The organism is Aeromonas dhakensis, from assembly GCF_002285935.1.
Classification (GTDB): Bacteria; Pseudomonadota; Gammaproteobacteria; order Enterobacterales; family Aeromonadaceae; genus Aeromonas; species Aeromonas dhakensis.
This window is the reverse complement of the sequence record NZ_CP023141.1, coordinates 2143289-2155673: the sequence shown is the minus strand read 5'-3', so window position 1 is coordinate 2155673 and position 12385 is coordinate 2143289. Positions and strand designations below refer to the sequence as shown.

Annotated in this window: 9 protein-coding genes; 2 read left to right on the top strand and 7 right to left on the bottom strand. The window is 62.2% G+C overall.

Annotated features, from left to right (window positions below; all coding sequences use genetic code 11):
• Window positions 1–8 precede the first annotated feature (8 nt).
• The 3 genes from CK627_RS10495 to CK627_RS10485 all read right to left on the bottom strand — a co-directional run bounded on the left by CK627_RS10495 (window position 9) and on the right by CK627_RS10485 (window position 4039).
• Window positions 9–1535 (bottom strand): methyl-accepting chemotaxis protein, encoded by a 1527-nt coding sequence (locus CK627_RS10495; protein WP_167385314.1) that lies wholly within the window; start codon window positions 1533–1535, stop codon window positions 9–11.
• 39 nt (window positions 1536–1574) lie between these two features.
• Window positions 1575–2306, bottom strand: a complete 732-nt coding sequence (locus CK627_RS10490; RefSeq protein ID WP_095592288.1) for a substrate-binding periplasmic protein — start codon at window positions 2304–2306, stop codon at window positions 1575–1577.
• Between the two features lie 494 nt (window positions 2307–2800).
• Window positions 2801–4039, bottom strand: a complete 1239-nt coding sequence (locus CK627_RS10485; RefSeq protein ID WP_019839748.1) for a uracil-xanthine permease family protein — start codon at window positions 4037–4039, stop codon at window positions 2801–2803.
• 305 nt (window positions 4040–4344) lie between these two features.
• On the opposite strand from CK627_RS10485, the gene CK627_RS10480 reads away from it, so the two are divergent.
• The gene (locus CK627_RS10480; protein WP_095592287.1) at window positions 4345–5445 is read left to right on the top strand and encodes a hypothetical protein; all 1101 of its coding nucleotides are present in this window, start codon (window positions 4345–4347) and stop codon (window positions 5443–5445) included.
• Entirely contained in the window at window positions 5442–5783 is a 342-nt protein-coding gene (locus CK627_RS10475; RefSeq protein WP_017781970.1) for an RT0821/Lpp0805 family surface protein, read from the top strand. Before CK627_RS10480 ends, CK627_RS10475 begins: the two co-directional genes overlap by 4 nt.
• A gap of 103 nt (window positions 5784–5886) precedes the next feature.
• On the opposite strand, the gene CK627_RS10470 is transcribed toward CK627_RS10475, so the two are convergent.
• The 4 genes from CK627_RS10470 to CK627_RS10455 form a co-directional block, all read right to left on the bottom strand.
• Window positions 5887–7602: an NAD-dependent malic enzyme gene (locus tag CK627_RS10470; RefSeq protein WP_010633297.1), complete on the bottom strand. Its 1716-nt coding sequence runs from the start codon at window positions 7600–7602 to the stop codon at window positions 5887–5889.
• Window positions 7603–7839: 237 nt separating this feature from the next.
• Entirely contained in the window at window positions 7840–8811 is a 972-nt protein-coding gene (locus tag CK627_RS10465) for a formate dehydrogenase subunit gamma (RefSeq protein ID WP_095592286.1), read from the bottom strand.
• Entirely contained in the window at window positions 8808–9467 is a 660-nt protein-coding gene (gene fdh3B, locus CK627_RS10460) for a formate dehydrogenase FDH3 subunit beta (protein WP_005303185.1), read from the bottom strand. The genes CK627_RS10465 and fdh3B overlap by 4 nt, the downstream gene beginning before the upstream one ends.
• 4 nt (window positions 9468–9471) lie before the next feature.
• Complete coding sequence (locus CK627_RS10455) at window positions 9472–12372, bottom strand: formate dehydrogenase subunit alpha (RefSeq protein ID WP_095592285.1); 2901 nt, start codon at window positions 12370–12372, stop codon at window positions 9472–9474.
• Window positions 12373–12385: the final 13 nt, after the last annotated feature.

Below are 12385 nucleotides of genomic sequence, written 5' to 3'. Positions count from 1 at the left end.
CCCGGCGATCACACCCTGAACTGTTTGAGCAGGCTGTCCAACTGAGCCGACAGCTGGCGCAAATCACTGCTGGCATCGGCTACCTGCCCCACCCGCGCCGCACTGTCGTTGTTGAGCCCGGCGATGCGATTGACGCTGTTGCTGACCTCTTCCGCCACCGAGTGCTGCTCTTCCGAGGCCTGGGCGATATACATGTTCATTTCACGGATAAGGCCGACCTGGGTCTTTATCTTCTCTACCGAGAGCTGCACGTCGGCGGCTTGTGCCCCCGCCTGGGAGGCCTTGTCCTGACTTTGCTGCATACCAGAAACCAGATTGTGGGTCGCCTGCTGCAAGCGCGCGATACTGGCACTGATCTCCTCGGTCGACTGGCGTGTACGGCCGGACAGCGTTCTCACCTCATCGGCTACCACGGCAAACCCGCGCCCCTGATCCCCAGCTCTGGCCGCCTCAATGGCGGCATTGAGAGCCAGCAGGTTGGTCTGTTCGGCAATGCCGTTGATCACTTCGATGATGTTGCCGATGCTGCTGCTCTCGCTCGACAAGGAGCGGATCAGGTTGGCGACCCGCTCCACCTCGCCGACCAGCTGATGAATGGCTTCATTGGCCTGGCCGGCCAGCTTGTAACCCTGCTCCACATAGAGGCTGGCTTCATCGGTCGCACCGGATGTCTTGACCGCATTGCCCGCCACTTCCTGTACCGCATGACTCATCTGGGTGATGGCGGTCGCGACCTGATCCAGCTCTGACTGCTGTTCGGCGCTGCCGTGCCGGGTATCGGTCGCCAGCGAATCGCACAGCTCCGCCGTCTGCAAGACGCCTGCCGACAGGGTGTTTATCTCCGACACCGTCCCTTGCAGCTTGGCAATGAATTGATTGATGTTGCCAGCCAGCGCCCCCATCTCGTCATGCCGGCGGATCTTGAGGCGCTGGGTCAGATCCCCATCTCCCTGGGCCAGGTCGAAGACTGCGGAGTTCATCTGCCGCAAGGGGCGCAGCACATTGCGGTGGATCAAGACCATCAGCAACAGGATGATGCCGACGTCCAGCACCACTATCTGCCAGACGGTGGTGATGAGCAGATGGCGCAACTGGATCAAAATGGCCCGATCACTGCTGACCACCAGCAGATTGGCCACCGTCTTGAGCTGGCCGTTGTCGTCATAGACCAGCTCATGGCTGGCGTGGCTGCCCAGATCGGCGGGCAGCTTTGCCACGGCCTGAATATCGCCGGCATCATCACGGACAAACCCCGCAACCAGCTTGTCCTTGTTTACCACCAGCAGGCTGCTAAGCGCATCCGTGGCCAGCTCGGATTTGAGGGATGCTTCGACAAAAGCCGATTCGTAATTCCACAACGGACCAGGCAAGGAGAGCTGCAACCGGCTGATGGCCTGCTCGACCATCTCGGCCTGTCTGCGGTAGCTCTCCTCCCTGGCGGCGTTGTAGTTATATCCACCAAACAACACCAGCAGCAGACTCACCGACAGGGAGGTCAGCACGGCAATCCTGAACGTCAGACTATTCCAACCCATGGTTCCCTCCCGATATCGGCAAAGACGTCTTGTTACAACTTAGTGGTACTTGGCATTGATCTTGTCGATGGTGCCATCCGCCTTCATGGCGGCCAGGATCCCGTTGAGCTTGTTGATGAGCTCATCCGGGGCTTCCTTGTTGAAAGCCAGGCTCATCTGGGTTTCCTTGAACACAAACACCGGCTTGGGACTGGACGTCTTCTCCTGGGCAGCCAGATAGGGGGCCAGGTACTCCCCGGTCGCCCAGAGATCGATGCGACCAGCCTCCAGTTTCTTCACGTTGGCGGTATCGTTGGCCGCCAGCTGCAGCTTGCCAAACCCTTGCGCCTTGAGATATTCGGCAGCGGCATCACCGTTGTAGCCCCCAACCGAATACTGCTTCGCATCTTCCAAGGAGTTGACCGTGATGGTGGAAGACGGATTGGCAAAGAAAACCCAGTTGTTGTTGACCAGCGGCCCGACCCACTTGAAGAGGTTTTCCCGCTCCGGCGTGCGCGTGGTGGAGTACAGGGCGGTATTGGGCGTGCTGAGGGTATCTTCGTAGGCACGCTTCCAGGGCATCATGCTCAGCTTGTATTCAACCCCGGCCCGCTTGAACAGCTCCTCCACCACCTCTGTGGAGAGGCCGACTATCTTGCCCCCCTCCCCCTGCATGTTGAACGGCGGATAATCCTCGGTCATCACGTTCAAGGGTGCCGCCTGTACGGCTCCCAGCGCCAGCACCGAAGAGGCCGAGAACAGGGCGCTTTTCCACAACAGTTGATATTTCATTGCAACCTCACTTTGCTCACAGCTCGTCCCTCAATGTCCGCACCAGTCGATGTGCGGACCCTTACGACCCTTATCGGATCGTGCCGGCTTGCACGGTTTGCCGCACCTTCGTCATGTCGGCGGCAAGCAGATGGGGTGGTTTCGCAGGGTGCAACGGCAAGAACAGCATCATAAGAAGAGAGGAAGATGCATCCCATGATGGGGGGCGTAAACGCCTCTTTTTTCATACTGATCCGCACAGCACTGTGTCAAACCTGACCTTTAGCAAAGGTCAGGAACAGGGATCCGTCAAATGGTGCCCTGGCCAGACAGGCTTCAATCAACCCCTATTTTGAGGCTGGTGGATACTCTCGGACGACAACGCCTGCCGGTGAGCAAGTTATTGACTTTATACGTATTAAGACTCCACCGGCCCAGCGATGTATCAGATGGCGGAAAAGAGAGAGGCCACCCTGAGGTGGCCTCTGCAAGACAGGGATACGCCGTCCGTTGACTCAATCCTTGGCGCTTTCCATGGCACCCTCTTCGGAGTGCTGGGGCAGGATGAGGTTGAGCAGGATGGCGGCCACCGAGGCCAGACCCACGCCCGCCAGGGCGAAGTCACCGATCTTCATCTCCAGCGCGCCGACACCCACGGTCAGGGTCACGGCCACGATGGCGATGTTGCGCGACAGTCCCAGATCCACCTTGGACTCCACCAGGGTCTTGAGACCGATGGCGGCAATGGATCCGAACAGCAGCAGCATGATGCCGCCCATCACCGGCATCGGGATGGAGGTGAGCAGGGCGTTGAACTTGCCGAAGAAGGCCAGAATGATGGCGAACACCGCGGCCCAGGTCATGGTGACCGGGTTGAAGTTGCGGGTGATCATCACGGCACCGGTCACTTCGGCATAGGTGGTGACGGGAGGGCCACCGATGAAGCCGGCGAAGCAGACACCGATGCCGTCACCGGCCAGGGTACGGTGCAGCCCCGGATTCTTGGTGTAATCCTTGCCGGTCACGCCACCGATGGCTAGCACGCCACCGATGTGTTCGATACAGGGGGCAATGGCTACCGGCAGCATGAACAGCGCCGCAGCCCAGTTGATCTCCGGGGTCACGAAGTGGGGCAGCGCCAGCCAGGGGGCGTTGACCATGCCGTCGAAACTCACCTGACCCATCAGCACGGCAGAGACATAGCCCGCAATCACACCACACAGGATGGGGATGAGCTTGATCCAGCCCTTGCAGAACACCGCCGCAATCAGGGTGACCGCCAGCGAGATGCCGGCCAGGGTCAGCGCCGTCGAGGCAGGCATCACCTGCTCACCACCGGCACGGCCCATGGCCATGTTGCAGGCCACCTGGGCCACCGACAGACCGATCACCATGATCACCGGGCCGATCACCACAGGCGGCAGCAGTTTGTGCACAAAGCCCATGCCGCGGGCGCGAATGAGCGCGGCCAGGATGAAGTACATGAAACCGGCGGCAAACAGACCGAACATGGTGGAGGGCAGGCCCCAGGTCTGAGTGGCGTAAATGATGGGGGCGATGAAGGCAAAGCTGGAACCGAGGAAAATCGGGACCTGGCGGCGGGTGCAGAGCTGGAACAGCAGGGTGCCTACACCGGCGCCAAGCAGGGCCATGGAGGGGTTCAGTCCGGTGAGCAGGGGCACCAGCACCATGGCACCGAAGGCGACAAACAGGATTTGCAGCCCGGCGACGCTTTGCTTGACTAAGGAAAACATGGATGTCCTTAATTTTTTGATAACTGACAGGGATATTTGACACTTTTCAGTTATCACAAGACTTTTTCAAGGCGCTGAATGAGCCATTTGGCGTCATTTGTTGCCTCTTACTGCTTGGGGAGGGCATGAAACTGGCTTTTTAGGCGGGATTCGTTGCTACAAGCATCGAGGAAGCGATTTTACGCACTTTTATGGCCGACGCCAATCGTTTTTCCATGCTGTTTTGTTTGTCAATGGCTCCCCTGCCTCTCCATCAGCCCGCCCTATACTTGATGACGTGAACCCAGCCGGACAAGGAGTCCCCCATGTCACAGCCTACTTTCAAACCCAGCCAGCGCCGACTGCTGGTGGGTTCAGCCATCGCCCTGGCCCTGTTTGCTACCCCGCTGAGCTATGACTTCAGCCACCATCAGTGGCAGGTGAATCAGGCCTATGCCAAGTCCTGTTTCGTGACCGGCACCCGCATCCTGATGGCCGACGGGAAGGTGCGTCCCATCGAGACCCTGCAGGCCGGTGAACGGGTGCGGGATCAATATGGCTGCAGCAACCTCATCCTCGCGGTCGAGCGGGTGCTGCTGGGAGCGCGCCGGCTCTACGGGCTCAACCGGCTGGCTCCCTTCTTCACCGCCGAGCACCCCTTCCTGACCACCCGCGGCTGGGCGGCCATCGCACCGGCCATGACCCGCACCGAAAACCCGACCCTCGCCGTGCTGCCGCTCTTTACCGGCATGCACCTGCTGGGCTGGTCGGAGCACGGCTGCGCTGGCAACCTGGCGCTGGCTCCGCAGCCCGCCCTGCTGCTGCTGGAGTCCCTCTGCTGGATTGATGCCCCACCCACCACGGCACTGTTCAACCTGATCCTGGATGGCAGCCACAGCTATGTCGCCAATGGGCTGATCGTTCACAACAAGGATGGCGACGGCAATAGCGGTGGGGGTGACAGTGGTGGTGGAAGCAGCAGTGGTGGCGGCGGTAGTAGCAGTGGAGGTGGAAGCAGCAGCGGTGGAGGTGGCAGTGACAGCGACGGCGGCAGCAACAGTGGCGGTGGTGGCAGTGACAGCGACGGCGGCAGCAGCGGTGGCGGCGGCAGTGACAGCGACGGCGGCAGCCATGGCAGTGACGACAACGGCGGTGGGGAGCACGCCGGCGGCGAGCAACATGCCGGAGGGGATCGCCATGCCGGTGGCGAACAGCATGGCGGCGGGGAGCGCCACGCCGGCGGCGATCGTCACGGTGGTGGACGAGGCCTGGGCAATGGCCTCGATGACAACGGAGTGGATGCCGTCGATGCCAACGGCAACGAGATCCGGGGCGACGGCACGGTCGACGATCGCGGCCAGACCCTGACCGATGCACAGGAGCAGGCCCTGATCCAGCAGGGGTTCAACAGCAAGGAGCAACCATGAGCCGTTATCTGTTGATCTGCCTGGCGCTTTGGCTGTCCGCCTGTGCCAGCCAAAGCGCCGCCCCGCTCTACCATCAGATGGACAAGCAGGACGTGGCACTCGCCAACCAGGCCCTGGCCGAGGCGCTGCAAACCCGTCCCAAGGGTCAGAGCCTCACCTGGTTCAACCCCGCCAGCCGCCACTCGGGCAGCGTCACGCCGCTGCGCACCTTTCGCCATCCCAACGGCCTCTGGTGCCGCGACTATCGCGAGCAGCTCTATATAGGCCAGGCCAGCCAGCAGTGGCAGGACACCGCCTGCCGCAGCAAGGCGGGGCACTGGCTGCCGCTGCGCGGCTGACAAGATAGCTGACCGCTCAAGGTGACAAAACAAGAGGGGTGGCCATGGCCACCCCTCTTCTATTGCAACTATTGCAACTATTGCAAGTGCAAGCTTACGCCCGTCATACCCGGCGGTAGGGCAGATAGACCGGCTCCCACATGTGGTTGAGGATGTGCTGCTGCAGATCCTGACCGATCAGCGGGTGGGAGGGATCCCGCCGCACTATGTCCTTGAGCACCGCCGTCGCCACATGCACCGAGATGCTGCGCAGCTCGCGAATGCGCGGATAGACGGCCCCTTTGGCCAGGTCCACCTCGCTCACGCACTCCGCCAGCGCAAAGGCGGCGGTGGTGAAGATGTCCGGCGTGATCTCGCGGATCTGGCTGACGATGGCCGCCAGGCCCACCCCCGGGAAGATGAAGACGTTGTTGCCCTGGCCGACCCGGAACTCCTGCCCCTCGTAGTGCACATCCTTGAACGGGCTGCCAGTGGCGACGATGGCCTTGCCCTGGCTCCAGCGATAGATGTCCTCCGGCAGCGCCTCGCAGTTGGCAGTCGGGTTGGAGAGCGGGAATACCATGGGACGTGCGCAGTGGTTGAGCATCAGCTGGATATGCTGCTCCTTGAAGGCGCCACCGGCACCGCTGGTCCCCAGCAGTACCGTGATGGGCACGTGGCGCAGCACGTCGGTCAGGTTGGCCTTGCCGGGCACTTCGGTGTCCCAGCCCGACAGCAACAGGCCCGGCTTGGCGTAGCGGCGCTTGTACTCGTCCAGCCCCTCGCGGTTGTCGCACACCAGCCCCTGGGTATCCAGGATGTAGATGCGATCGCGGGCCGCCTGGGGATCCAGCCCTTCGCGGATCATGCCCGCACAGATCTGATCCGCCACCCCGACCCCGCCGGCACCGGCACCATAGACCAGGTAGTTCTGCTGGCCCAGGGTCTCGCCCTTGACCTTGACCGCCCCTATGATGCCCGCCAGCACCACGGCCCCGGTCCCCTGAATGTCGTCGTTGAACGACGGCAGGGACTGCTGATAACGGGAGAGGTTGTTGAAGGCGTTGGACTTGCTGAAGTCCTCCCACTGCAGCACCGCATTGGGGAAGTGGCGCTTGACCCCGGCCACGAACTTGTCGATGAAGTCGTCGTACTCCTTGCCGCGAATGCGCTTGTGGGGCTGGCCCAGATACATGGGGTCATCCAGCAGCGCCTGGTTGTCGGTGCCCACGTCCAGCGCGATGGGCAGGCAGCAGGCGGGGTGGATGCCGGCCCCCAGGGTATAGAGGGAGAGCTTGCCGATGGGGATGCCCATGCCGCCCACCCCCTGATCACCGATCCCCAGGATCCCCTGGCTGTCGGTCACGACTATGATGCGCACCGACTTGGCATCAAGATGACGGGCCAGGGAGCCCATATCCTCGACGTTCTTCGGGGTGATGTAGAGGCCGCGCGGCTTCTGGAAGCGGTGGCTGAACTCCTGGCACGCCTTGCCCACGGTCGGGGTATAGATGTAGGGGGTCATCTCCTCCACGTGGCGCGCCAGCAGGGCGTAGAACAGAGTCTCGTTGCGATCCTGCAGGGCCCGCAGGTTCTGGTACTTCTCGATGTCGCTGCAGGCGCTCAAAAAGCCCTGATAAACCCGCTCAAGCTGGGCTTCAAACGTTTGAACCTGGGGAGGCAACAGGCCGTCGAGCTCGAAGTCGGCGCGCTCCTGTTCGGTGAAGGCGGTACCCTTGTTGAGGTTGCGATCGTTGAGCAGATCGGTGCCCGTCAGTGCAACGGGGCGAAAATCTTGTCCCTGTGCATCTTTCCACAGCAGATATTGTCCGGTAGCCATAGTCATTCTCTTTGATTTACGTGAAATTGCCGTTCGGCAGGAGAGCAAGACTCATAATGAAATCAATCATATGACGTTTGGTCGTTTCATTTTGTGAGCTTGGGCATACCCTGCGGCCAAAAACCGTGGCAGGACGGACTTCGGCCTCATTCAGACCATTCACATCGGTTAAGTTGCGCGCACAACAAAGGGGCGCCGCAGCGCCCCTTCTCTTTCATTTTGATATCTCGGTCAGTCTCAGCCGGACTTGCCCGTTTTAGGCTCGTCGAGCTGGTGCTTCACCTCTTCATACCAGAGGTCGTGGTGCTCCCTGGCCCAGGTCTCGTCCACCTCGCCGGTCACCATCCCCTCCAGCGCCCCTTCCAGCTGGAACAGGCCCATGTAGATATGGAAGATGAAGCCGCAGATGAGGATCAAGGCGCCTACGATGTGGATGAAGCTGGCCCACTCCATCTGGCGACGCAGCTGGCCGAAGATGGGGAAGTCCAGAAACAGCCCGGTCGCCACGACGATGCCGCCAAACCAGATCAGCAGCCAGAAAATGGCCTTCTCGCCGCCGTTGGAGAAGCCCGCCGAGGGGTGACTCCCCTTGTGGGGTCCCAGCATGCCGCCCGCCTTCATGAACCACTGCACGTCCACCATGTTGACGATGTTGTGACGGAACCACTTGATGAGCACTCCCATCAGGCAGAGGAAGAAGAGCGGCCCCACATAGTTGTGGAACACCTTGGCGAACCAGATCCAGTTCTCCCACACCCCCATGCTCACCACCGGCTTGATGAAGTGCTTGCCGTAGATGATGGCCAGCCCCGAGCCGGACAGGGTCAGGAACATGCCCGCCGTGGTCCAGTGCAGCGCCCGATCGAGCCGGCTCCAGCGCTTGAGCTTGCGCCCGGTGCGCGGCTTGGAGAGCTTGGTCGGCCCCACCACCCAGTACATCAGGCCGCACATGGCCAAGGATCCAAAGATGGCGATGGCACCGAGCGGCGATACCCATTTGGTTTTTACCTCGAACCAGAGCTGACCCGGCACCGAGATGAGCACCCCGTGCTCCGGCGAGCGGGAGGTGGTCACCCCCTCCTGCCCATCCTTCACCGCGCGCCAGTAGTCGGCGCCGGCAAAGCCGATCGTCTCCTTCTGGGCATCGGCAAAGCCAGGTGCACTGAACAGCAGCAAGGCTGTCAGCAGCCCTGTCAGCCAGTGTCTCATTGGCCACCCTCCTGCTTGCCAGGCTTGAGCCCCTTGCCTCTGCCATCGCGGGGTTGGCTGGCGTCGTGGAACAGATCCTGCTCATCCCCGCCCCAGCCCGCGTGAGGCGCACCGCGATAGGCGACCCGCTCCCGGAAGATGTCGGAGATGACCTGCGCATCCCCCGCCAGCAGCGCCTTGGTGGAGCAGAGCTCGGCGCACATGGGCAGTTTGCCCTCCGCGATGCGGTTGGCTCCGTACTTCTGGCGCTCCGCCTCGCTGTGATCCTCTTCCGGGCCACCGGCGCAGAAGGTGCACTTGTCCATCTTGCCCCGATCGCCGAAGGCGGCGGTCTTCGGGAACTGGGGCGCCCCGAACGGGCAGGCGAACAGGCAGTAGCCGCAACCGATGCAGAGATCCTTGTTGTGCAGCACGATGCCGTCGTCGGTGTGATAGAAGCAGTCGGCCGGACAGACCGCCATGCAGGGAGCGTCGGTGCAGTGCATGCAGGCGACCGAGATGGAGGTCTCCCCCGGCAGGCCGTCGTTGAGAGTCACCACCCGGCGGCGCTGGATGCCCCACTCCAGGGCATCGTCGTTCTCGTTCTTGCACGCCGTCACACAGCCGTTGCACTCGATGCAGCGCTTGGTGTCACACATGAATTTCATTCTGGCCATGAGATCAGGCTCCTACTTTACGAAAACGGCACAGGGTGACCTTGGTCTCCTGCATCTGGGTAACCGGGTCATAACCATAGGTGGTGACTATGTTGACCGACTCCCCCAGCACATAGGGGTCTGACCCTTCCGGATATTTGGATCGCAGATCCTGGCCCTCGAAATGGCCGCCGAAGTGGAACGGCATAAAGGCGAGCCCAGGTTTGACCCGCGGGGTCACCAGCGCCTTCACTTTCACTCTGCCCCCTTCCGGCCCCTCGACCCACACGTCCTGACCGTCGCGCACGCCGACATCGTTGGCATCCGCCGGGTTCATCTCGACGAACATCTCCTGCTGCAGCTCGGCGAGCCAGGGGTTGGAGCGGGTCTCATCGCCGCCCCCCTCGTACTCCACCAGACGGCCAGAGGTGAGGATGATCGGGAACTCCTTGCTGACGTCCTTCTCCTGCACCGAGGCATACTGGGTCGGCAGGCGCCACAGGCTCTTGGCGTCCGGCCAGGTGGCGTAGTCGGCCAAGAGATCCCGGCGCGGGGTGTAGAGCGGTTCGCGGTGCTTGGGCACCTGATCCGGGAAGGTCCACACCACGCAGCGCGCCTTGGCGTTGCCGTAGGGTACGAAGCCGTGCTTGATGGCCACCCGCTGGATGCCGCCGGAGAGGTCGGTCTTCCAGTTGCGCCCCTCGGCTTCTTTCTTCTCGGCCTCGGTCAGCTCATCCCACCAGCCTAGCTGTTTCATCAGATCGGCGGTGATCTCGGGATAGCCGTCTTCCACCTCGCTCCCCTTCGGCCAGGAATCTTCCGCCAGCAGCGAGACGCCCTGATACTCGATGCCGAAACGGGCGCGGAAACCGCCGCCCCCTTGCGAGACCGGAATGCTGGTGTCGTAGAGGATGTGGCTGCCGGGGTGCTTCATCTCCGGGGTGCCCCAGCAGGGCCAAGGCAGACCGTACACTTCGCCGCTGACCGGGCCGCCCTCGGCCTTGAGGTTGGTCTTGTGGAAGGTGTGCCAGTTCTGCTGGTGCGCCTTGAGCCGCTCCGGGCTCTGGCCGGTGTAGCCCACGCTCCACATGCCGCGGTTGTACTCGCGGGTGATGTCTTCCAGGAGCGGCTCGTTGTTCTCCACCTTGATGTGCTTGAACAGCTCATCGGCAAAGCCGAGCTTCTTGCTCAAGAGATACATGATCTCGTGGTCCACCTTGGATTCGAACAGCGGCTCGACCACCTTGTCGCGCCACTGCATGGAGCGGTTGGTGGCGGTGACGGAACCATAGGTCTCGAACTGGGTGGTAGCCGGCAGCAGGTAGACGCCGTCGGTACGATCGTTCATGACCGCGGCGACCGTGGGGTACGGGTCGACAATCACCATCATGTCGAGCTTTTGCATCGCCTTCTTCATCTCGGGGCCGCGGGTCTGGGAGTTGACCGCATGGCCCCAGTAGAACATGGCGCGGATGTTGGCACCCTGCTCGATGAGATCGGCGTTCTCCAGCACACCATCCACCCAGCGGGAGACCGGGATGCCGTTGTTGTTCATCGGCAGCTTGCCGTTGTAGGCCTTGTTGTCAAAGCGGGCCTTGATCCACTCGTAATCCACGTCCCACACCCGGGCCCAGTGCTTCCAGGAGCCCTCTTCCAGCCCGTAGTAGCCGGGCAATGAGTCGGAGGTGACGCCAAAGTCGGTGGCCCCCTGCACGTTGTCGTGACCACGGAAGATGTTGGTGCCCGCCCCGCTCTTGCCCACGTTGCCAAGGGCCAGCTCGAGGATGCAGTAGGCGCGGGTGTTGTTGTTGCCAGTGGTGTGCTGGGTGCCACCCATGCACCAGACCACGCAGCCGGGGCGGTTGTCGGAAAGCAGCTTAGCGGCGCCATAGACCTCTTTTTCATTGAGACCGGTCACCCGCTCCACTTCGGCCGGGGTCCAGCGCGCCACCTCTTTTTGCACCTCGTCCATGCCAAAGACGCGGGTGCGGATGAACTCCTTGTCTTCCCAGCCGTTTTTGAAGATGTGCCAGAGCATGCCCCAGATAAAGGCGACGTCGGTGCCCGGGCGCAGGGAGAGGTACATGTCCGCCTTGGCAGCGGTGCGGGTACGACGCGGGTCGACCACCAGGATCTTGCAGCCGTTGCGCTCTTTCGCCAGCAGGATGTGCTGCATGGCGACCGGGTGGGCCTCCGCCGGGTTGGAGCCGATAAACATGATCGACTTGCTGTTGTGCATGTCGTTCAGGCTGTTGGTCATGGCGCCGTAGCCCCAGGTGTTGGCGACCCCGGCCACCGTGGTGGAGTGGCAGATCCGCGCCTGGTGATCCACGTTGTTGGTGCCCCACAGGGACGCCATCTTGCGAAACAGGTAGGCCTGCTCGTTGGAGTGCTTGGCGGAGCCGAGCCAGTAGACGCTGTCGGGGCCGGACTCCTTGCGAAGGCGCAGCACTTCATTGCCCACCTCTTCGATGGCCTGCTCCCAGCTGATGCGCTGCCACTTGCCGCCCACCAGCTTCATCGGGTACTTGAGGCGACGCTCGCCGTGGCCGTGCTCGCGCAGGGCCGCCCCCTTGGCGCAGTGACCGCCAAGGTTGAAGGGGTGATCGAAGGCCGGCTCCTGACCGGTCCAGACGCCGTTCTGTACCTCGGCATAGACGCCGCAACCCACCGAGCAGTGGGAACAGATGGTGCGCTTCACCTCGACCGGCACCTCGGCGCCCACGGTTTTGGCCTCGGCCCGCTGCATCATGGCCGGCGCCAGCCAGCCGGCGGCCACGGCGCCACCGGCCACCAGACTTGAATTGACCATAAAGGCGCGACGGGTCAGCCCCTGACCGCGAGCGGCCCCATTATTTTGCAAGCCGCCTTGCAAGCTGCCCTGCTCGCCCGCCTGGGGCTGCTCGGCACGTTTCGTCAGTTTCATGAGTTCTCCTTCA

What these genes read in the sequence shown, in the direction of transcription:
- CK627_RS10455 (WP_095592285.1), bottom strand. Translation starts at nt 12,372, where the DNA reads ATGAAACTGACGAAACGTGCCGAGCAGCCCCAGGCGGGCGAGCAGGGC.
- CK627_RS10475 (WP_017781970.1), top strand. Translation starts at nt 5,442, where the DNA reads ATGAGCCGTTATCTGTTGATCTGCCTGGCGCTTTGGCTGTCCGCCTGT.
- CK627_RS10465 (WP_095592286.1), bottom strand. Translation starts at nt 8,811, where the DNA reads ATGAGACACTGGCTGACAGGGCTGCTGACAGCCTTGCTGCTGTTCAGT.
- CK627_RS10495 (WP_167385314.1), bottom strand. Translation starts at nt 1,535, where the DNA reads ATGGGTTGGAATAGTCTGACGTTCAGGATTGCCGTGCTGACCTCCCTG.
- CK627_RS10485 (WP_019839748.1), bottom strand. Translation starts at nt 4,039, where the DNA reads ATGTTTTCCTTAGTCAAGCAAAGCGTCGCCGGGCTGCAAATCCTGTTT.
- CK627_RS10470 (WP_010633297.1), bottom strand. Translation starts at nt 7,602, where the DNA reads ATGGCTACCGGACAATATCTGCTGTGGAAAGATGCACAGGGACAAGAT.
- CK627_RS10490 (WP_095592288.1), bottom strand. Translation starts at nt 2,306, where the DNA reads ATGAAATATCAACTGTTGTGGAAAAGCGCCCTGTTCTCGGCCTCTTCG.
- CK627_RS10480 (WP_095592287.1), top strand. Translation starts at nt 4,345, where the DNA reads ATGTCACAGCCTACTTTCAAACCCAGCCAGCGCCGACTGCTGGTGGGT.
- fdh3B (WP_005303185.1), bottom strand. Translation starts at nt 9,467, where the DNA reads ATGGCCAGAATGAAATTCATGTGTGACACCAAGCGCTGCATCGAGTGC.